Below are 21,175 nucleotides of genomic sequence, written 5' to 3'. Positions count from 1 at the left end.
TTATCACTCCTTTATAGCTTTAAACATGGAACGCGTGTACATTCCAATAATTCGAACTAAGCGGTTTCCAATAAGATTATGTATCCAGATAAGAATAAAACCAACAATCATGACAAAAATTGCTGTCTCCCATGAATTCACAGCAATGCCCAATAAGTATATATTAAAATATCGAAAAAGTAATGGTGTAACGATACAAACTAGCGGCATTACATACAGTAAAACAGCACATATAAGACTCATTATTCCGACAAAAAATTTCTGCATGAGCCAAAAGATAGTCCTCCAGTTGCTATTATTAAGGATTGTATCCATCGCTTTAATCCATTTATCTCCCTCCTCTTTTATTCTGGGTTCGAATAACCCTATCGATATATCTGTATAAATCTTCGTCTGAATACGTTCATACTGAACAAACGTATGAGTTGTTTGCAGTACCCAAGCCAACAAGGGAATACCCAAAAAGATAATCGTCATTACTAATGCAAATGTAATGCTGACTAGATAGAAACAAAAGTAAAAGAATCCGGATACAAAGGTAAATAACAAAAAATAAAAATCTTGCAAATTTTTTTGAGCTGATGCTTTCATCATTAAAATATCTCCTCCTCATTTATTGCTAATGCGTTAAAAGCTACTTTTTAATTCTAAATATTTTTCTGTCACATACGGTAGTGTCAAAATGTCATGGTTTGTATGACATAACTATCAATACAGCCTTATCCACTCAATTTTTGTTATCCTTTATAAATATGACAAAAAGCTCACTATTGACTATGGCTCATCGCTTGCTAGATATTTATCCTAAATTGAATCATAAAAAAATTGGCTGATGGTATCCCATCAGCGTCAAGCCAAAATATAACAAGAAATTCAACTTTATAATATCCTTATGGAAACGATTCGAAGCATAACCCGATACATTTGAAGAAGGAACCTATTATGAAATATGATAGGTTCCTATTTTGTTATATAAGGGAATCATACCTACTCATCAACTTAAGAAATTGCTTTACCTCCAAATGTAAAAAAACGCTATCCTTTTCTATGATTCTAGAAAAAGAATAACGTTTTTTTATGTTACGGAGGATTTTGTTTTATTAGCTTATTAGCATTTACCACCTTAATTTCAAAAAAAATTTAAAAGGAAGTTGTTTTTTTGAACCAGAAAGGTATATTTTAAACTATAAAAACTATGACAAAATTTATCCGGTTTTCCTTTTTACCTACTTGCTGAATTCAGCAAGTAAAATATTTTTAAAAGGATCAGAACGACTAGTTTTATGACCATTCAAATTGATGGCCAATGTATGCTTGCCTCCAAGCGTGCCTCCAGCAAAAGTAGAAAACCCTGGAACACCGCCTGCGTGTCCCCATATCGAGACACCGTTTTGAAGTTTAGTTTCATAGATTCCAAGACCATATCCATCGATTCCTTCTGTTCCTGTAGGAACTGTAGTAAGCATTTGTTTTAGTTGCTGTTCCTTCAGTAATTTGCCACTGAGTAAGTAAGAGAAAAATTTGTTTAAATCGTCAGCAGTAGAAATTATATCTCCATCCGAGCTACCTGGGTTAGAATAAGTAACGTCTTTTAGCTCACTTGCTCCGTCATATCTTTCATATCCACGGGCATGCTTGGTGCCTGGAATAACCGTTGAATTGCCAGGTAGGAATGTATTTGACAATTCCAGAGGTTCAATAATTCGACTTTCAACCTCTTCCGCATAGCTATTTCCAGTTACTTTTTCAATAAGGATACCCAGTAATACGTATCCTGTGTTTGAATAAGACCAGCCCTTTCCTGGAGCAAAGTCTGGGGGAAGAGAAATCCCCATCTTTACGAATTCTTCAGCTGTATACGCTTTTTTTGTATCTTTCATATCAAAGTCTTTTGACTTTGTGTATTCAGCGATACCACTTGTATGATTCAATATCTGCCTGATAGTAATCTGGTTACTATCATATCCGTTTCCTTGAATAACACCAGGCAACCATTTTTCAATGGAGTCGTCTAAATTCAAGCGGTTTTCTCCAGCTAATTGAAGTAGCACTGTTGCAATGAATGTCTTCGTCGTACTACCAATGCGAAAGCGAAAATCTGTTTTCATTGGCTTCTTGGTTCTCAGATCCGCTATACCAGCGGCATAACTCCACGTTTTACCGCCCTTAGAAATTTGAGCGAGAATTCCAGGGTATCCAAGTTGCAGTGCATCCCGCATTGCTTTCTTAACGGAAGTACGATTGCTTTGAGTACCTGTTTGTAACGAACTAGATACATTTTGCGTGGATTCTGCTTTTACAATTGAGGCTGGTGTTATGTATAACAGGGAACTTCCAGCAATTAAAAGTGATAGACTTGCACATGTAATTTTACTGCTTGTTTTCATAAAGTATCCTCTCCTCTATTTAAATTGTATAGTTAGTTACTTGCTGTTTCGTATTAATCACACAGCTATTATCTCCACCAATGACTACAAGCCAGAATTGAATTCGTAATCATATTCATAATTATTATTTTTACAAACTCCATTCTGTCCTAAGTAAGTCCCTCTTTTTCCACATGTATGTTAATTGTTAACCCTAGAAATTACTTTATCCTTGAAACACTCTTGTTACTGGCTTGTTTTTCATAAATAGGTCATACCTGTTTCCTCTTTCACGTCTCTTTATTTTTTAACATACACAATGAAGCTCTTCCCTCCTCATTTATTATTAATGGGTAATAAACTGCTCCTTGATTCTAAGGGTTTTTCTGTCACATACGTTAGTGTCAAAATGTCATAACTTTTATGACATAACTATCAATACAGCCTCATCCACTCAATTTTTGTTTTTCTTTATAAATATGACAGAAGTTCACTATCTACTATGACTCGCCGCTTGCTACACTCTGTTCATAAGCTAGTGAGTCGCTAACTCGTTGAGCTAACAAAAAATCTCAATTAAATAAAGGAGCGTTCAAAAATGAAACAAGCAATTAATAAACTGGGGATCGTTGCAATTCTTCTATCTTCTTCAACCATGATTTCTGCATGTTCCCAACAATCATTAGAAGGAGAAACATCAAAACCATCGGCATCCACAACTAATATTGAAATGATGAAAGGACCGAATAATAAAAAAGAAATAGAATCTTTTGCTGATCCATTATTTGAGGAAAAAATGAAGAAGTATAATGTGAATGGTTCTAGTTTTGTCGTCGTTCATGATGGAAAGGTTGTTGTTAATAAAGGGTATGGATATGCTGATAAAGAAAAGAAAATTCCCGTTACTAAGGATACGGTCTTTCAAATTGCTTCAATCTCAAAAACTTTTACTGCCTTGGCTGTGATGCAACAAGTCGATAAAGGAAATATTAAACTAGATCAAGACGTACAAAAATATCTTGGTGGATTACAAATACCTAATCAAACAGGGAAAACTCTAACACTGTTTGATATGCTCACTTATACCAGCGGATTTGATTTTCCCGACCTTACAAATATAACTGGACCTGAATATACCGATGACGAAAACAGCATATCAATGAAGGAATTTTTCTCTAAACACATGCCAACGGTGGTACGGCCGCCAGGGGAAGTTTATACGTATGATAACGTCTCATTTGCGCTCGCAGGGTTTGCAGTAGAGAATGTTACTAACACCCCTTTCTCAAAATATATGGAAAAGAATGTTTTTAAACCATTAGATATGAAATCTACAAGTATGAGCTTTACACCTGATCTTCTCGAAAGAATGGCTACACATTATGGTCCCACTGGCGATCCGATTCCAACAAGTGGGAGCGGTTTAAGGGATACACCACAAGGAAGCATTTTATCTACTGCGGAAGACATGTCAAAATACATGATTATGCAACTACAGAAAGGGAAGTTTAAAGACAAAGAAATTGTAAGTAAAAAAAGTATGGATATGATGCATGATTATCAAGTTTTTGATGATAAGACCAACCCTGTTGCGACAATTGGATTTGAAACGCCTTTTAATAAATTTGCTAACGGTCAACACGTTGTAATGAAAGGGGGAAGTATGCCTGGACATCAATCACTGATGATTTTAGTGCCCGAACAAAAAACAGCATTCTTCATGTCTTATAATAATGATTCAATGATGAGTATAGATGTATATGAAGCTCTCATGGATCACTATTTCCCTGCTAAGAAGAATGAAGTAAAAACAAGTTATCTCCCGTTAGAGGAGAAAGAAGCTCATAAATACTTGGGCTTATTCCAAAATACGCGTTTCGCTACAATTCGCACTCATTTTACTTATGAAAATGGGAATTTAGTCATGGAGGGTGGACTAACTGGAAAACAAGTTCTCAAAATGATTCATCCGTTGTTATTTGAAGATTCGGAAGGCAACAAAGTTGCTTTCAAAAAGAATTCAGCTGGAGAAATCACATATTTTCACTACAATTCTCCTAAAAGCCTTGATTTTGTAGCAGATGCCCAGAAAATTAACAACAAACCACCTTTTGATGACGTTCCACAAAAGAGTAGCTATAAAAGTCACATTGATAATCTTCATGCTCTAAATATTATGGGTGCTAAAACAGGTAATCTATTCAACCCGATGGAAACCATGACACAAGGAGAGTTTGCGGATACGTTGTTACTTGCTCATGGATGGAACGGTTTTCCAGACGAATCAAAAGAGGCAAGGAAAAAAATTATGAATGGAATTCCAGAGTATAATCGTGCTACTCCGATTACCCGACAGGTCGCAGCAACCATGATTCAAAACGTAAAGCAAATTCAAGACTTGAAAACGATTCAACCTGACAAAGCTATTAAAGTTAAATTACTGGATGCCGCAGATGACTGGGCAGTCCAATCGATTCAGGCACTTGCCTCCCAAGGAATTCTAGACCCTGATACTTCCATTAATGCTGACGGATCCTTTATGTTCCGTCCGAAAGACCTGTTACTGCGTCAAGAAGCAAGTGCTTTGCTAGATTTAGCTTTTGGCTATTATGCACTACCTAACAAAAGGCAGTAGATATTTTATCCTAGATTGAATCATGATGCTGATGAGAAACCAACAGCCAGCTAAAATAATACAAAAAATTCGACTTTGTAAGATCTTTATGAAAACGGGAACGATTCTAAAGATAATATGATACATCTTAAATTTTTGCATTTAAAGAAGGAACCTATTATGAAATATGATAGGTTCCTATTTTGTTATATAAGGGGAATCATACTTACCCATCAACTTAAGAAATTAATTATTCCCAAAAACGAAAAAATGAGGCAAAATCTCATAAATAACTGTGGCGGGGTAAACTTTTCGTCATGGGGTTAATTAAAAATCTTAGCTTGATGGGCATGGGGTACCGCCCCACATCCATCAACTTAAGGTATATTTTTAAACAAAATGCGGTCTTTCCATATAGTTTTTTATTATCTTTTGTAGATTTTATAAAAGCGGGCATATCAAATAAACCCTGACGGGTTTCAATTTTTTACTATGCTACCTGATGAGTAGAAGTGGTATACTCATAAACAACACCCAAAATATCAAAGACTGTCTTTTTCTCGTATCGATGAGATTTTCGTCCGTTGTGCTGTAGGAGGTTAAACAGACGAAGGAGAACCTTTGATAATTCTTGGGTGTTTTTGTGTAATGCTTGGTAAAAAAGTGAAAAATAATCCTTAATTATGTACATCGCTTTATATTCACTTAGCTCTTTCTGTTTCTTACGTAATAGGAGTTCTCGCATTTTAAACATAGTAGAAGAACATAATAGAATACTAATGAGTTGCCCATAAAGATGACATTCTAATCGCTCTTGTTTAATAGATTTACAACGATGAATTTGAAACCAAGATTTCCATATTTTAAATAACAGCTCAATTTGCCAACGTAATGAATATAAATCATAGATTTTCTCTTTTGGTACCCATTCCGTAGGAATGTTTGTCATATATACCGTAATACCTTGTAAAAGCTTTGTACGCTCTGTATATGTAATTCCTTTTTTCTTTTCACGAATAGCTCGGTCACGTAGGCGTTTCTGTTTTTGCTCCTCGGTACACCTATAAACTACAATACGAGTAGGCAATTTGTCCTTACTCCCTACATATACATCGTGTAATTCATACACTTGGCCAGGTTGTAGCTGTTTCATAATGTCTTCCAAATGAATTTGTATATATACTGGTTTCAATTGAGAGGGTTTTGTTTTAAATACCACTGTTTCGAACTCTTTTCTATATATTTTAGTTGGTAACTTAAGACGAGATAAATAATACCCCTGCTTGTCTTGAATAGACTTAAAGTCTTGTAGACGAAAATATCCTAAGTCACGAATATACAGCTCATTCTTTTGTATCATGCCTGTTCGAGTCGCACCATACGCCTGATCACTTCGTTTTCCTGGTTCAATTTTCACATCAGAAAATTCCCCACTCAACAAGTCATACTCTAGTTGAATTTTCACACCAGTTTTATGACTACATCCTCCGGCACCAGGATAGGTAGATGCGAATCGATCTGGAACCTGAAAGGTTGTAGAATCAAGGATGCGAATGCGCTCAAAGTAGGAAGAAAGAGAATGAGAAATCTTAGATACGCCTCCAATTTTAGCTTGTAGAAGTGTAGTAAATACAGTTCGAAAGAAGGCTACAGAAGCAGAGTTAAATCGCCGATTAAGTCCTTCCGGACTTAATAAAACTCCTGTTGAAGTTTCTAATTGACTACATAGTTGAGTAAGAGAGGTAGTAGCGACTTGTTGATTTAGCCATACACACAAAGATAAGAAATGGTGCCCGTGGCACTTACGTTTTCGTTTCATTCCGCCTGCTTCTATGGCTAATTGATTAAGTGTAGCGGGAGACATATATCGATATAACTCTTCAGCGAATAAAGATAATTCTTGTTTTTGATTCATATTCATAAAAAACACGTCACCCTTTCTCATTAACATAAGAAAATAGTAACGTGCTTTTAACTTCAAAAATAGTCTAAATCCTTAAGTTGATGGATGTGTGGCTGTACCCCATTACTATCAACTTAAGAATTGATAGTGATGGGGTATTTAATTTCTTAGCTTGATGATTATGGGATACTGCCAGCATTTCTTCTATCTTCTATATTCTTGTTATAGGGTGTTATAAAATTCTTAAGTTAATAGGCCTTGAGTGGCATACATAGCAGAATTAACGAGTAAATGTAATAATCTCATCAACAGCTTTGATATAACCACCTGCCTCACGGAATGATTGACTAATTTTTTTGGCATTCTCTTTGTAAATCGAATGCTGCAACACTTCATTAACGGCACGTTTTAAATCCTCGGCCGATAATTGCTGGATATTTAACATAAATCCTGCGCCAAGTTCGTATACTCGCTCAGCAATCGTATGCTGATCATTTATAAATGGGAGCATAACTAGAGGTACTTCAAAATAAAGTGATTCACTTGTGCTATTCATTCCACAATGACTAATAAATACATCCGCTTGACGCAGTATATCTAATTGTGGAAGATAGTTACCAACAATAAAATTATCAGGTATATCTCCTAGCTGCTCCACTGTTAATTGTTTGCCTATACTAAGTACTACTTTCGCATTGAGATCTTTTAAACCGACAAAACATTTTTGATAGAATTCAGGCTGATTATTAATTATGGTTCCCATAGAAATATAAATCACACGTTCTCCTTTTAATTCATCAACCGAAAAATCATTTAGAGTTTCATTTTCAGCAATGGAAGGACCGATAAAAATATAGTCATCCTTAAAATCCTTGCTGTTTCTTTGGAAATAGCGAGAAGTAAAAACAATATTCAAATCGCCTGAACCCGGACAAAGTAAAAAATTATCAGATAGAGATACTTCATATTTTCCTTCTAAATATTGTTTCATTTTTGCTATTTCTTCTAATTGCAAAAATGCTTGTAGCATGGCTAAACGTTCCTGTTTTTGTTCTATGTTTCTTGTTCCTGTCAGGTTCATATTTTCTTTTAGTTCTTGTGAAAAAGCAAACGTGGTCCAAGTTGCAATAGATGCTAAACCTCTATGGTGAGCAACCCATTTTCCAGGTAAAGACTGTGCATCATAGAGGATGTAATCGTATGTTTCTTTGGAGATTTCTTCAAAAATGGAATCAGTAATTCTTTCCATAGCATGAAAGAAGTGTAATAAATACTCTTGAGGATGGGAAGTCATAAGATTCATAGTTTCCGAAAGCTCTCTTTGTGCCTCTTGATTGATAGGACGGAATTGTGCACCTGCTTTTTTGATTTTTTCTTTAAAATCATTTGATGAATAATAGACAATGTTGTCTCCACGTTGTACTAAATCCTGTACTAATCCTAACGTTGGATTTAAGTGTCCTTCTCCACCTATATTGATGTAAAGTGCTTTTTTCATCTTTGTCCCCTCCAGTAAATTTGATATCGTTAAGTGTAAAACGTAAACGTTTTTTTATTTTGTTTGAATTATAACAAACGAAGTAAATAAATGTCTATTTTTATTTTTGAATACCCTTAATTTTTAGAGGGTATTTTATTTAGATAACTTGATGGATATGTGGCGAGACCCCACATCCATCAACTTAAGAAAAAGAAACACCCCAAAAACAAAAAAATGAGATGACTTCTCAAAATAACTAACTGTAGAGAAAGAAAAATTTCATTTAGTGGGTACTTCAAAACCTTAGCTTGATGGCGATGGGGTCACCATATCAAAAAAAGAAAATTGTGCGTATAGACATATTTTTCAAGCGCTTCCTGTACGTTAAGGGACTCGTTATTTTTTTTACAGTTTTTTATTATGAAATTCTAAATAACTAATTATAATAGATGAAAAAAACGATCAATAGTTGGGTTATGGAAAGGATTCGAATTTACATTCTTTCTCAATACATATTATAGATAAATAAAGTAAAATATGGGTTGAAGTTATGTCTCGTGTTGTGTTAATCCTAACAATAACTAAGGGTACATAATATGCTTTCATACCTTTGAATAATTTTGTTATAGGAGGGATGGAGATTTAAATGGCTCAAATTGTTGGTATTGATAGATACCTTTGTACTGGGGCTTTAATCTATATGCGTGAGGCCCTTTCCCTAAGTCTTGTCAGGAAGTAAGGAACAGTAAGCAAACACTGATACAATATGAATAGAGAAGAGGAATGCCTTATGAAAATACGTAGTCAAATTACATGTGCAAGTCTGGCCCTTTTAATAGCTGGAAGTTCCCTGTTATATACAATACCAACCTCAATTGTAAAAGCAGAGCCCACTCAAAATGTATCTAGTTCGTTACAAACAAATACTCAACGAGATCGTACTTCCGTCAAGCAAGCAATGCGGGATACATTGCAACTTGGATACCCGGGGATACTTGCTAAAACTTCTGAGGTTGGAAAAACGTGGGGGTATGCCACTGGAATAGCGGATCTGAGAACCAAGAAACCAATGAAAACAGATTTTCGCTTTCGCATTGGGAGTGTGACGAAGACGTTTACCGCAACAGTTGTACTTCAATTAGCTGGAGAGAATCGCCTGAATCTAGACGATTACATCGAAGACTGGTTGCCTGGTGTCATTCAAGGAAATGGATATGATGGTAACAAGATTACTATCCGGCATATATTGAACCATACAAGTGGTATCGCTGAATACTCAAGGTCAAAAGACGCTGATTTTACGGATACAAAAAAATCGTATACGGCTGAAGAGTTAGTGAAGATGGGGGTTTCTCTGCCTCCAGACTTTGCCCCAGGAAAGGGCTGGTCTTATTCAAACACAGGATACGTATTACTGGGCATTCTTATTGAAAAAGTAACCAGAAACAGCTATGCGGAAGAGATTGAAAATCGGATTATTGAACCACTTGAATTGTCGAATACATTCCTACCAGGCAACTCAAGTGTTATTGCAGGCACTAACCATGCCCGTGGATATGTCCAACCAGACGGAGCAAGCGAGCTAAAAGACGTTACTTATTATAACCCAAGTGCAGCTAGCTCTGCTGGAGATATGATTTCTACTGCTGACGACTTAAACAAATTCTTCTCTTACTTGCTCGGTGGCAAATTACTGAAGGAACAGCAACTAAAACAAATGCTTACTACAGTTCCTACAGGAAAAGAAGGAATCGATGGATATGGTCTTGGAATCTATGAAACTAAGCTTCCAAGCGGTGTCTCGATATGGGGACACACAGGTGGCATTCTAGGGTTTACAACTCTTGTTGGAGGTAAACTTGGGGGCAAGCATACGTTGGTCGTCAATTGGAATAGTTTGGGTAGAATTGATAGTCCTAATCCTTTTAAAAATATTTTACTTGCTGAATTTAGTAAGTAGGAAAAAAGGAAAAATTTATCGTAGTTTTCATAGTTAAAAATATACTTTTCTAGTTCAAAAGCCCTAACTTATTTTCAAGAAAAATTTAGGGCTTTTTTGTTTAGGTGGCGTTTATTCTTCTTAGGTTGATGGATGTGTATGGTGACCCCTGATTTCAAAATAATCATCCTTGTTTTATATTATTTTTATACGGTAAATCTCCCCTTTATTGAAACAGGTATCGCAAAGTTGTTTTTCTTTTGTCAACTGTTCGTTAAATTAAAATTTGCGGACAGTTAGAAAGGGCGTTACTATCCCCTGCTGTAGTTATTCTCGTACTGTAAAAAGATATGAAAGTCTAAACCATTTGGACAAGAAAGTTGACATTATTTTATAAACGATTCCCTCTATCATGTTAAATTTTCAATTAACTGCGAAAAATTGAATGTCAAGCAGTTAAATATACAAAAAGAATCAGGCAATTTTTGCCTGGTTCTTCTGAGCTAGATTTGAGGTTGGAGTTCATTAAATTTAGACGCGATCTCTTCTTTTTCTTTTTGTTCATCTTTTGGTGTATGCGTGAAACATACGGAAATATTCCTTGTACCAATAACCTTATGAGCATCTGGTAAAAGTTTTTCCGTTTTCGCTTTATTTTCTAAACTCCGTTTGTTTCCATTTATATCATTATTAAGGAAACTGCGAAAATAAATTTTTTCTTGTTCATTATCTTTACTGGTAGGATATGAATATGAACAAGCCAATCTATCTTTAAACTTAATACTAGCTTTTGTTGGAATAGCATTATGTAGAGCCTTGAAAAAATCTAGTGGTTTAAAAGGACCGTTTTTTGTATAATCAATTTCCAAGAACTCACAAAGGTCTTTGTATAAACTATCGTTTGGGCCTACTAATGGTAATGTAAATGACTTATATTTCCCTTTAACTTCATATTTTAATGGTAATTCCAAAAATTCTCTAGTTCCTCTTTTAAATAAGCCCAATGTATATACTTTATTTGTAATTTCATCATACTTTTTCTTATTATTTATATCTTTATAATCATGCTTGAAAATTGCACATATTTCTAAATTGTTTTTATAGCGTATTCCATTTACAACCTGGTAATCAATATCATGGCGTAACATATCTTCTGATAAAGAAAACAATCTTCCTAGTTTAATGGTTCCTCCCATGCTAATTCCCCTCTTCGTAAATTGAATATATTTATTTTTTTAGATGTGTACCTTCTTATTGTATGGTATAATTGGAGGATTTTTCAATACATGTGCTGCAACGCTTAGCAATGTTATCCATCCCCCCCACCCATTTTAGTAACTGAATAAGTACCAGTAACATAAATCTTGAAAAAGTGATTTATATAAGAACTAGACGTTATCTGTTCGTTAAGGTAGTAAAAAACCAAAAATTGAACTCTAAAATAAGAGTCTCTTTCCAGGTTTACACTTCAAATAATATAAGATTTTTATTTTTAATGTGTAATATTTACTCTACCGTCTTTGCAGGACTGAATTGATTGGTATGATTCTATGAATCCTATTGTTTCTGCCCATGTATATGTTGTAATTTAAAAGAAAAGATAAAAGTGAATCTAATATTGAAATATTGTTCTACTTTCTGAATGTTTTCATCTGTAATTTCTTTTTTATTTACTCCAATCCAAGTAACGTTTCTCATATGTACTCTTCCTTACGTATCGCTGTCTTTTCCCCAATTTTATATCCACCAGTGTGACCTGTTTTTCGATGTGTTTCATAATCAACAAGTTGCATTCGTCCTGCTTCTTGATGATGATGCCATGTATAATTTTCTGGTACCTCACCTAGCTTGAACAACTCTATTTCTTCTTCTGTGAATTTTGCAGCTAACTTAGGGTCTTTCATTATTTTTTCGTATAATGCTTTACTACATATTCTATCATGTGTTGGTCTAGATTTTTTAAAATCAGCTTCTTTTAATTTAACTTCAGAAATAGCTTTAAAAAATAAGGAAATCATCTAAATCATACCGAATGCCTGTAACAGGATGTTTGTCTCCCGCTAACTCACCCATTCTTAACCTTATTGTCTTCGGGCCATTTGGACCTTCATAAGTATATGGAGCTACTTTCTGTAAGTACTGTTGAATTCTTCCAACTCCCAGATCTAACCATTTCAATTTCTATAGTTTTCACAGTAGCACCTCCTAAACAAAATGGTAAAAATTTATTGCGTTCACCATCACTTTGTTCTTCTTTACAATAAATTTAACCTATTAAGATTTAAAAATCATACAACAAAAGAGGGACTCGGTTTAGAATCACTCTTTTCACCTACCCCTTAACTTCATACCATTTATAATTGAGTTCTTCATCAAAATCACTTGTGACAATTCCTTTGACTGATGAATGTTGCAAGTAAGAACGGCCCATTCAATATTTTCTATTCAAATATGATAGAATAAAAATATATCCAAAACGGAGGGATAACAAATGAACTCAAACACAAAACAGTTTATTTATGATATCCAGCAAAGAAAGAACAATTATATAGAAAATGTATTAATAGCAATACAACATCCTGAAAAAGAGCATTCTGAACAGGTCATTCAAAATATAGTAGAGAAGATGGATATGATGATTAGTTTAGTTACTACTTACATGGCTATTGAATCAGAATCTACAAAAGAATTAAAAGAGCTTCAGAAAGAACTTATTCATGCTCAAGCATATATTCAAAAACGGAAATTTGAAGAAACACAGAGATAAAACCCTGTGTTTTTACTTGGTGGACTATGACATTAATTTTTTATAAATTGGATTATTGTTTTGGCATAATCCATACAATTTGTTGAATGCGTACAATATATGGCGCCGTATCTTCAATGAGCAAATGATCTGGTTTCACATCTTTTAACTTTCCTCTTACATTACCTCTTACAGTTTCAATAACCACATGTTTACCAATTACTGATTGTAATGTCTGATATACGTAGGGATTAGGTGTACTTACCATATGTTGTTCACTCAAGTCATTTCCTTTCGAATAACTCATTCTATAAGACTCCTTTCTAACTTGCATTCTTTCTCCTAATATATGATATAAATCTTATAAATATGCTAGAAGGATAATTCATTATAGGAACGGAAATAACATTTTAATAGGGTACGGTTTCTATTTCTACATTGCTAAAAAAATGATTTATAAAAGCTACTTTTACCAGTTAACAGGAGATGATAAAGGGATATTTTGAATGTACATCTAGTTTGTTCCTTTTAGCATATGTATGATTTTAAATACGCCCTTTATTAGAATAGTGCTCATACTTTTTTTGAGATTCTTTCGTAATACGTGCATTAAGTAAAATTGCTAACAATAAAAACACTCCATATTTTCCTCCTGTTGCTCCTATGATAATCACACTACTACAAACAAGTATAATTAATAGGATAAACGAAACTGAATAAATACGGTCATAATTCTTTGACATCTTTTCGTATTTTATGCGTTCTTCCCTTGCATCCATCTAAATTCCTCCTTTAAATTATCCATTTCACTATCAAATAAATCTCGCCCTTAAAAAGGAAACAATATATCGTTATATAAATTAGTTTGTTTTTTTATCAACTAATTTATATAACGTAAAAAGAAATCCTACCAATATTAAGCTTTCCACCATGATAATCCCGACCCTCTCCTTCCTTTTAGCCCCAACACATCAAATAAAAGTTGCAGCAAACAAAAAGGATCCTCTCTTCTCGCTTCTTTAATTCATTACTTAATTCTTTTGTTAACATTTTTTTCATGTGTGCACTCCTTCTTATTGCTTAATTTACTATTTGTATGTAAATAAAATTTAAAATGGTTTCCTGTTCTGGAAACCATTTTTTTGTAGTTGACCATATAGTGTTACCAGTTCGTTTATCAATTTTACGTAAAGAAGATAAACAATTACTATACACTGTCTCATTAGATGTAAGAAACTCTTAAAGATAGCAGTTAAATTGATTATTTTTTCTTCACATTGACATTTATTACAAAAAATGTTATTATTAAAATGAATTATTTTTGTTCGGTGTAAAGGATTTGTAACTTTTCACCTTTATGATCACTGAGAGCAAGGATAGTATTACATTGTGTGTGTTTACACACTAGGAGGCAATACAAATGGAAAAAGGTAATGTAAAATGGTTTAATGGCGAAAAAGGCTTCGGATTCATCGAACGTGAAGGTGGAGACGATGTATTCGTTCATTTCTCAGCGATTCAAGGCGAAGGTTATAAAACTTTAGAAGAAGGTCAAGCAGTGACTTTTGATTTGGAACAAGGTCAACGTGGACCTCAAGCTTCAAACGTACGTAAAGCTTCTTAATTTTACAAAGCAGGGAAGGCAGGCTCTTTTATGGGAGTCTGCTTTTCTTTTTTCTGTGAAACTATTTTGAGAAGTCAGCTCATTTTTTGTTTTGGGGGTGTTTACATTCCTTAAATTGATGGGCATGGGGTACCACCACATCGCTATCAAGCTAAGACCATAAAACGTTAATTATAATAGAGGTTGTTTCTTTTTTTTAAAAGCTACGTGTAGGGAATTTAAAGATTTGCATACGAAATAAACCCTAATGGGTTTCAATTTTTTGATTTAAGCCGCTTGATTATCAAACATGGTACAATTGTAAATGACACCTAATATATCAAAGACTGTTTTCTTCTCATATCGATGAGATTTTCTCCCGTTTTGCTGTAGGAGGTTGAACAGGCGAATTAAAATCTTTGATAGCTCTTGGGTGTCTTTCTGTATAGCTTGGAAAATAAGAAGAAAGTAATCTTTAATCATATATATGGCCTTATATTCACTCAGTTCTCGTTTCTTTTTCATAAGAAGCAATTGTCGCATTTGAAACATGGTAGAAGAACAAAGTAAAATGGCAATCAGTTGCCCATACAAATGGCATTCTAATCGTTCTCGTTTTATCTTTTTACAATGATGAATATGAAAGAATGATTTCCACGTTTTAAATAAAAGCTCGATTTGCCAACGTAAAGAATACCAATCATGTACTTGTCCCATCGGGACAATATCTATAGAGGTATTTGTCATATATACATTGATACCGCTAAGTCGTTTACTACGAGCAGAATACTTCATTCCTTTCTTTTTTTCTCTTACAGTTTGATCGTGTAATCGTTTTTGTTGTTGTTCTTTTGTTAGTCGATGAACAATCACACGAGTCGGCACTTTATCAGTCATTCCTACATAAGCGTCAGCTATTTCACATGTTTGTCCTGGTTGAAGAGAGCTCATTAAACCCTCCATATCTATCTGAATATACTCTGTACCTTTCTTAATTCTTCCATCTTGAAAATAATCAGGATTGGGATTTTTTTGATAAATACGTGTATTCGACTTGATACGAGAGATATAGTAAGCCTTTTGGTCTTGTATATGTTTAAGATCTTTCAAATGAAAATACCCTAAATCTCGGATACATAAATCATTCGCTGTCACAGTTGGAACACGCAGGGAACCGTAGGTTCGATCATGTTGTTTACCTGGACCTGTATGGATATGCAGGAACTGGCCACTTAATAGATCATACTCTAGCTGAATCTTCACCCCCGCTGTATGGCTGCATCCTCCTGCACCTGGATAAACAAATGAAAAGGGATCTGGAAGTTGAAATGCAGTTGAATCTAAAATACGAATACGCTTGAAAACAGAAGTATATGGAGAAGGAATAGGTATAGATGAGGCCAATTTTTGGTTTAGTAGTTTAGATAATATGTGTTGTAAAAATTGGACAGCCGCTTTATTAAATCGTTGATTCAGTCCCTCAGGACTGATGAGCACTTCTGTCGATGCTTCTAAACAGCTAGATAACTGGGTTAAAGAAGTTGTAGCGACATTTTGACTCATCCATACACATAAAGCGACTAAATCTTTTGCTTGGTATTTACTAGTTCTTTGTACAAAACCAACATCTCTAGCAAGATCTCGTAAGATATTTGGAGATAAGAATTTTTGAATTTCTTGAGCAAATAGTTGTAATTCATCAGATACAGAAATAGACATACAAAAACGTCATCCTTTCCTATGATTCTACAGAAAGAATAGCGTATTTTTTCATTTTATGGGGTATTTTGTTTTGGTATCTTGATAGCGATGGGGTATCGCCACATTGCCATCAACCTAAGAAAACAGTTCACCCCCAAAACGATAAATAAGCTTTTTCGTTACCAGAAATCCTAAAAATTTCGTTCTGGGGGTGTAATAAAACTTTAGGTTGATGGGCTTGTGGAGGTATGAAAATGCTTAAGTTAATGGGCATGTATGGTGAGGTCATATAAAAAAACTAATATCGACGTCAGTCCTGAGGATCATATATAAAAAAAGGAAAATTCAAATTATTCCCTTGCGGAAATAGGTGGAACCGTAAGAACTACGTCATTATCTTTTAACTGTACGCGAAAAATATATACAGGTTGAGAAAAACCTTTTGTATCAGTGGCGTACTCTAAATTACACTCTGTAATGACTAATGTCTCACCTTCAAATTCTTCACCCGCTCCAAAAGGTCCCATAGGATAAATGTCTCCTTGTTTCAGTTTTTGAAATGCTTCTTTTGAAGAAATAATTTCGACGTCTCGCACTTTTTGACCTTTGGAATTGTAAACAGGCATTTTTTTACCTTCATTACTTAACTCCAGTGATGTTTTTATAGTGACATGAGACATATCTATTTTTCCATAAGAATCAAATGGCATATTACCAAATTCCTTCATTTGATACGAAATAATTATTCCAAGCACGACGAAGCTTACTGCAGTGGGTAAGATTAAATATTTGACTATTTGTGTGTGTGATTCCTTTTTTTTTAAAAAAATAAGACCTATATTTACTATACAATACCCTAGCATCATTCCTATGGTATTATGAAGTAAATCGTCTAGTTCCGCACTTCCACGAAGTGTTATAAATTGGAGAGTTTCAATAAATAAAGATGTTGTAATTGAACTGATTAACATCCATTTTGCTTTTAAAAAAACTTCACTAAATAAAGGTAATAAAATTCCTAGCGGAAACAGCATACCAATATTAACAATGATATGAAAAAAAGAATTAAATGAAAATTGATTCCACGCTTGTTGATACTGGCTCAGTACATCGAAATCAATTGTTCTTACAAAGATATTCTCAGCTGAACGACCAAATGTGGTAGCTATTATTAAAAGGGAATAATAGCCTATTATTAATATAAGTAATATAACCTGTCGCTTAGTAAATTTCTTTTCTTGTTCATTAATAAAATTCATTTTGCACCTCTTTAGAATAATGTATATTTTCTCGGTTCTGTTGCAAGATTTCTTAACAAAGAAAAAGTCGAGTCAAATACAGTTAAATTTTATGCAACGCGATTTTACGAATCGAAGTTTCGACTAGTGCGCTGATAAATCTTGCATAGCCTAGGATTACTTTTCTAACAACTGGGTCCATATTTACAACTTGGAATTCTTATATTTACTAAACAAATAAGATTCCGCCAAGTATTACACTTTCTTTTGAAACTTTGTTGTTCTTTGTTTCGCCCAATTGATACATTTCTTTTCGATTAAATGATACGATACTATAGAACAAAGTATTGTCATTGTAATACATAAGATAAGAAGGAAAAAGATAGGTATCTTTGCATACAAAAGTTTAAAGAGTACCATCATGATTGGAAAATGACATAAATAAATACTATATGAAATTTCTCCTAAGTATACAAACACACTCTTATTTAAAATAGCTTTTACCTTTAAGTTATTCATAGCCACAATAATAAGAAAACTAACGCCAATTACCACACCCCAATCTTTTAATAGGAAAGCAGTATCACTACGTGAAATCAGTAAAATTCCAGTAGAGTATAAATATAGAAAGACCCCTAATACGATAAGAAGTTTTCTGTTTAAGTTTTTCATACTTCTATATAAGCGAGTAATTTCTTCCTGATATTTAAAAAGTAACATTCCAATCATAAACATGGATGTGAAATGTAATGTATCGGCATAACCATTATAAAACCCCTCAGCTTTTCCAATATGGAACATATTAAGGAAAATACTAATTAAAGAAAAGCTCATGGCAAACAGTATCGTTTTCTTCCAACTCTGTTTATAAAAAAGAAGGAATAACAAAGGAAATGCGATAGATATACGCATTTCTTGAGCCAATGACCAGATAACTGGATTATAATTTTCCGTAAAAAAGTTATTTAAGAGTACAAGGTGATTGATAAGATCTAATTTTGTTATAGACCCTTGCCACTTATCATAGAACCAATCTCGTAGTCCCGTAACTTCATATTGTGAAAACAACATAAATAAAGCAAAGGTGATCAATATCCAGAAATAATAAGGGATATATATTCGTACAAATCGCTTAATTAAATATCCCCAATAATTTGTTTTTGAATGATAAAGTGCCATAGATAGCACAAAACCACTGAGTACATAAAAAATGATTACCGCTTCCCCGCCAGCCCATAAAAACCTAAGAGGGGATAATTTAATAGAATTAGGCAACGATGGTAGCATTAAACAAAAATGTCCAATTACCACTGTAATAGCTGCTAATCCCCGTATAGAATCTAATTCTTTTATTCTCTTACTCATAAAGTCTTCTCCTTGTAAATTGTAGATTTTACTGTTAATAAAGGCCACTATACTAGTGTAGTGGGAAACTTGTACATATATACGTATAGGATAGAAGGAACTATTAAAATAAAAAGTAGGGTAAACTTTAAATTTTTATTAAATTTTTGAACTCTTTTCTTTAGGTAATCTAACTTCAAATATTGTTCTTATCACATTACTTTTAGCAGAAATCACTCCATTATACTGTTCGACTATATTTTTAGGATTACAATTAATAGACAATCTAAGTAATAAATTTGTTCCACATTTACAAAAAAATCAAACCAGTGTGCCCCGATTGAATATCGAAACACACTGATAACTTAGTCTTTTTCTTATTGTCTACTTAATAGGGGTAAGACCCCATCACCATCAAGCTAATATTTTCATATCCCCCTAAATTAAAATTTTCTTTCTCTACAGATAGCAATTTTGAGAAGCAGTTCATTTTTTCGTTTTGGGGGCATTTCTTTTTCTTAAGTTGATGGGCATGGGGTACCACCACACATCCATCAACTTAAGGATTTAGACTATTTTTGAAGTTAAAAGCACGTTACTATTTTCTTATGTTAATGAGAAAGGGTGACGTGTTTTTTATGAATATGAATCAAAAACAAGAATTATCTTTATTCGCTGAAGAGTTATATCGATATATGTCTCCCGCTACACTTAATCAATTAGCCATAGAAGCAGGCGGAATGAAACGAAAACGTAAGTGCCACGGGCACCATTTCTTATCTTTGTGTGTATGGCTAAATCAACAAGTCGCTACTACCTCTCTTACTCAACTATGTAGTCAATTAGAAACTTCAACAGGAGTTTTATTAAGTCCGGAAGGACTTAATCGGCGATTTAACTCTGCTTCTGTAGCCTTCTTTCGAACTGTATTTACTACACTTCTACAAGCTAAAATTGGAGGCGTATCTAAGATTTCTCATTCTCTTTCTTCCTACTTTGAGCGCATTCGCATCCTTGATTCTACAACCTTTCAGGTTCCAGATCGATTCGCATCTACCTATCCTGGTGCCGGAGGATGTAGTCATAAAGCTGGTGTGAAAATTGAACCAGGAAAACGAAGTGATCAGGCGTATGGTGCGACTCGAACAGGCATGATACAAAAGAATGAGCTGTATATTCGTGACTTAGGATATTTTCGTCTACAAGACTTTAAGTCTATTCAAGACAAGCAGGGGTATTATTTATCTCGTCTTAAGTTACCAACTAAAATATATAGAAAAGAGTTCGAAACAGTGGTATTTAAAACAAAACCCTCTCAATTGAAACCAGTATATATACAAATTCATTTGGAAGACATTATGAAACAGCTACAACCTGGCCAAGTGTATGAATTACACGATGTATATGTAGGGAGTAAGGACAAATTGCCTACTCGTATTGTAGTTTATAGGTGTACCGAGGAGCAAAAACAGAAACGCCTACGTGACCGAGCTATTCGTGAAAAGAAAAAAGGAATTACATATACAGAGCGTACAAAGCTTTTACAAGGTATTACGGTATATATGACAAACATTCCTACGGAATGGGTACCAAAAGAGAAAATCTATGATTTATATTCATTACGTTGGCAAATTGAGCTGTTATTTAAAATATGGAAATCTTGGTTTCAAATTCATCGTTGTAAATCTATTAAACAAGAGCGATTAGAATGTCATCTTTATGGGCAACTCATTAGTATTCTATTATGTTCTTCTACTATGTTTAAAATGCGAGAACTCCTATTACGTAAGAAACAGAAAGAGCTAAGTGAATATAAAGCGATGTACATAATTAAGGATTATTTTTCACTTTTTTACCAAGCATTACACAAAAACACCCAAGAATTATCAAAGGTTCTCCTTCGTCTGTTTAACCTCCTACAGCACAACGGACGAAAATCTCATCGATACGAGAAAAAGACAGTCTTTGATATTTTGGGTGTTGTTTATGAGTATACCACTTCTACTCATCAGGTAGCATAGTAAAAAATTGAAACCCGTCAGGGTTTATTTGATATGCCCGCTTTTATAAAATCTACAAAAGATAATAAAAAACTATATGGAAAGACCGCATTTTGTTTAAAAATATACCTTAAGTTGATGGATGTGGGGTACCACCACATCGCTATCAAGCTAACTAGAGAAAATACCCCCTAAAAAGAAAAAGGCGTTATTCTTTCTGAGAAATCATAGGAAAGGATAA

Annotated in this window: 15 protein-coding genes and 2 pseudogenes; 5 read left to right on the top strand and 12 right to left on the bottom strand. The window is 34.0% G+C overall.

From position 1 onward, the window contains the following. Positions 1-3: 3 nt before the first annotated feature. Both AXW78_RS28230 and AXW78_RS28225 read right to left on the bottom strand, forming a co-directional pair. Positions 4-594 (bottom strand): sensor domain-containing protein, encoded by a 591-nt coding sequence (locus tag AXW78_RS28230; protein ID WP_061884965.1) that lies wholly within the window; start codon positions 592-594, stop codon positions 4-6. A gap of 632 nt (positions 595-1,226) precedes the next feature. After that, positions 1,227-2,387, bottom strand: a complete 1,161-nt coding sequence (locus tag AXW78_RS28225) for a serine hydrolase domain-containing protein (RefSeq protein WP_061884964.1) — start codon at positions 2,385-2,387, stop codon at positions 1,227-1,229. Between the two features lie 577 nt (positions 2,388-2,964). Between AXW78_RS28225 and AXW78_RS28220 the strand changes: the two genes are divergently transcribed. Then, positions 2,965-5,001, top strand: a complete 2,037-nt coding sequence (locus AXW78_RS28220) for a serine hydrolase domain-containing protein (protein ID WP_000806258.1) — start codon at positions 2,965-2,967, stop codon at positions 4,999-5,001. A 469-nt stretch (positions 5,002-5,470) separates the two neighbouring features. On the opposite strand, the gene AXW78_RS28215 is transcribed toward AXW78_RS28220, so the two are convergent. Both AXW78_RS28215 and AXW78_RS28210 read right to left on the bottom strand, forming a co-directional pair. Beyond that, on the bottom strand, positions 5,471-6,901 hold the full coding sequence (locus AXW78_RS28215; protein ID WP_129542650.1) for an IS4 family transposase: 1,431 nt from the start codon (positions 6,899-6,901) through the stop codon (positions 5,471-5,473). Positions 6,902-7,163: 262 nt separating this feature from the next. Next, complete coding sequence (locus AXW78_RS28210) at positions 7,164-8,381, bottom strand: macrolide family glycosyltransferase (RefSeq protein WP_046945795.1); 1,218 nt, start codon at positions 8,379-8,381, stop codon at positions 7,164-7,166. Positions 8,382-9,153: 772 nt separating this feature from the next. Here AXW78_RS28210 and AXW78_RS28205 point away from each other — a divergent pair. Next, on the top strand, positions 9,154-10,323 hold the full coding sequence (locus AXW78_RS28205) for a serine hydrolase domain-containing protein (RefSeq protein ID WP_000702496.1): 1,170 nt from the start codon (positions 9,154-9,156) through the stop codon (positions 10,321-10,323). A 482-nt stretch (positions 10,324-10,805) separates the two neighbouring features. Here AXW78_RS28205 and AXW78_RS28200 read toward each other — a convergent pair whose 3' ends face one another. From AXW78_RS28200 to AXW78_RS28195, 3 genes and pseudogenes are all read right to left on the bottom strand, one after another. Then, on the bottom strand, positions 10,806-11,498 hold the full coding sequence (locus AXW78_RS28200) for a DUF6037 family protein (protein WP_000509528.1): 693 nt from the start codon (positions 11,496-11,498) through the stop codon (positions 10,806-10,808). Between the two features lie 400 nt (positions 11,499-11,898). Next, positions 11,899-12,000, bottom strand: a pseudogene (locus AXW78_RS35050) (SMI1/KNR4 family protein); the annotation flags it as partial. Between the two features lie 12 nt (positions 12,001-12,012). Beyond that, positions 12,013-12,462 (bottom strand): annotated as a pseudogene (locus AXW78_RS28195) (HNH endonuclease); the annotation flags it as partial. Positions 12,463-12,793: 331 nt separating this feature from the next. On the opposite strand from AXW78_RS28195, the gene AXW78_RS28190 reads away from it, so the two are divergent. Further along, positions 12,794-13,069: a hypothetical protein gene (locus tag AXW78_RS28190; RefSeq protein ID WP_001087716.1), complete on the top strand. Its 276-nt coding sequence runs from the start codon at positions 12,794-12,796 to the stop codon at positions 13,067-13,069. Between the two features lie 52 nt (positions 13,070-13,121). Here AXW78_RS28190 and AXW78_RS28185 read toward each other — a convergent pair whose 3' ends face one another. Both AXW78_RS28185 and AXW78_RS28180 read right to left on the bottom strand, forming a co-directional pair. Further along, a complete protein-coding gene (locus tag AXW78_RS28185; RefSeq protein ID WP_000122389.1) occupies positions 13,122-13,355 on the bottom strand; it encodes a YuzF family protein in 234 nt (77 codons plus the stop codon). A gap of 238 nt (positions 13,356-13,593) precedes the next feature. Further along, entirely contained in the window at positions 13,594-13,827 is a 234-nt protein-coding gene (locus AXW78_RS28180) for a hypothetical protein (protein ID WP_000340014.1), read from the bottom strand. A gap of 641 nt (positions 13,828-14,468) precedes the next feature. On the opposite strand from AXW78_RS28180, the gene AXW78_RS28175 reads away from it, so the two are divergent. Further along, positions 14,469-14,672 carry a cold-shock protein gene (locus tag AXW78_RS28175; RefSeq protein ID WP_000410775.1) on the top strand — a complete coding sequence of 68 codons (204 nt, stop codon included), beginning with the start codon at positions 14,469-14,471 and terminating at the stop codon, positions 14,670-14,672. A gap of 267 nt (positions 14,673-14,939) precedes the next feature. On the opposite strand, the gene AXW78_RS28170 is transcribed toward AXW78_RS28175, so the two are convergent. The 3 genes from AXW78_RS28170 to AXW78_RS28160 all read right to left on the bottom strand — a co-directional run bounded on the left by AXW78_RS28170 (position 14,940) and on the right by AXW78_RS28160 (position 18,955). Continuing rightward, positions 14,940-16,370 carry an IS4 family transposase gene (locus AXW78_RS28170; protein ID WP_061884963.1) on the bottom strand — a complete coding sequence of 477 codons (1,431 nt, stop codon included), beginning with the start codon at positions 16,368-16,370 and terminating at the stop codon, positions 14,940-14,942. 332 nt (positions 16,371-16,702) lie between these two features. Continuing rightward, on the bottom strand, positions 16,703-17,611 hold the full coding sequence (locus AXW78_RS28165; protein WP_061884962.1) for a VanZ family protein: 909 nt from the start codon (positions 17,609-17,611) through the stop codon (positions 16,703-16,705). 234 nt (positions 17,612-17,845) lie between these two features. Further along, complete coding sequence (locus tag AXW78_RS28160) at positions 17,846-18,955, bottom strand: acyltransferase family protein (protein ID WP_061884961.1); 1,110 nt, start codon at positions 18,953-18,955, stop codon at positions 17,846-17,848. 617 nt (positions 18,956-19,572) lie between these two features. Here AXW78_RS28160 and AXW78_RS28155 point away from each other — a divergent pair. Further along, on the top strand, positions 19,573-20,955 hold the full coding sequence (locus tag AXW78_RS28155; RefSeq protein ID WP_061884960.1) for an IS4 family transposase: 1,383 nt from the start codon (positions 19,573-19,575) through the stop codon (positions 20,953-20,955). Positions 20,956-21,175 lie beyond the last annotated feature (220 nt).

It is taken from the genome of Bacillus thuringiensis (assembly GCF_001595725.1).
GTDB lineage: Bacteria > Bacillota > Bacilli > Bacillales > Bacillaceae_G > Bacillus_A > Bacillus_A thuringiensis_K.
The sequence above is the reverse complement of the archived record's forward strand: the minus strand, read 5'-3'. Positions and strand labels throughout refer to the sequence as shown.

Bases quoted from the DNA above. Each gene is read 5' to 3' on its own strand.
- AXW78_RS28230 (WP_061884965.1), bottom strand. From the start codon at position 594: ATGATGAAAGCATCAGCTCAAAAAAATTTGCAAGATTTTTATTTTTTG.
- AXW78_RS28225 (WP_061884964.1), bottom strand. From the start codon at position 2,387: ATGAAAACAAGCAGTAAAATTACATGTGCAAGTCTATCACTTTTAATT.
- AXW78_RS28220 (WP_000806258.1), top strand. From the start codon at position 2,965: ATGAAACAAGCAATTAATAAACTGGGGATCGTTGCAATTCTTCTATCT.
- AXW78_RS28215 (WP_129542650.1), bottom strand. From the start codon at position 6,901: ATGAATATGAATCAAAAACAAGAATTATCTTTATTCGCTGAAGAGTTA.
- AXW78_RS28210 (WP_046945795.1), bottom strand. From the start codon at position 8,381: ATGAAAAAAGCACTTTACATCAATATAGGTGGAGAAGGACACTTAAAT.
- AXW78_RS28205 (WP_000702496.1), top strand. From the start codon at position 9,154: ATGAAAATACGTAGTCAAATTACATGTGCAAGTCTGGCCCTTTTAATA.
- AXW78_RS28200 (WP_000509528.1), bottom strand. From the start codon at position 11,498: ATGGGAGGAACCATTAAACTAGGAAGATTGTTTTCTTTATCAGAAGAT.
- AXW78_RS28190 (WP_001087716.1), top strand. From the start codon at position 12,794: ATGAACTCAAACACAAAACAGTTTATTTATGATATCCAGCAAAGAAAG.
- AXW78_RS28185 (WP_000122389.1), bottom strand. From the start codon at position 13,355: ATGAGTTATTCGAAAGGAAATGACTTGAGTGAACAACATATGGTAAGT.
- AXW78_RS28180 (WP_000340014.1), bottom strand. From the start codon at position 13,827: ATGGATGCAAGGGAAGAACGCATAAAATACGAAAAGATGTCAAAGAAT.
- AXW78_RS28175 (WP_000410775.1), top strand. From the start codon at position 14,469: ATGGAAAAAGGTAATGTAAAATGGTTTAATGGCGAAAAAGGCTTCGGA.
- AXW78_RS28170 (WP_061884963.1), bottom strand. From the start codon at position 16,370: ATGTCTATTTCTGTATCTGATGAATTACAACTATTTGCTCAAGAAATT.
- AXW78_RS28165 (WP_061884962.1), bottom strand. From the start codon at position 17,611: ATGAATTTTATTAATGAACAAGAAAAGAAATTTACTAAGCGACAGGTT.
- AXW78_RS28160 (WP_061884961.1), bottom strand. From the start codon at position 18,955: ATGAGTAAGAGAATAAAAGAATTAGATTCTATACGGGGATTAGCAGCT.
- AXW78_RS28155 (WP_061884960.1), top strand. From the start codon at position 19,573: ATGAATATGAATCAAAAACAAGAATTATCTTTATTCGCTGAAGAGTTA.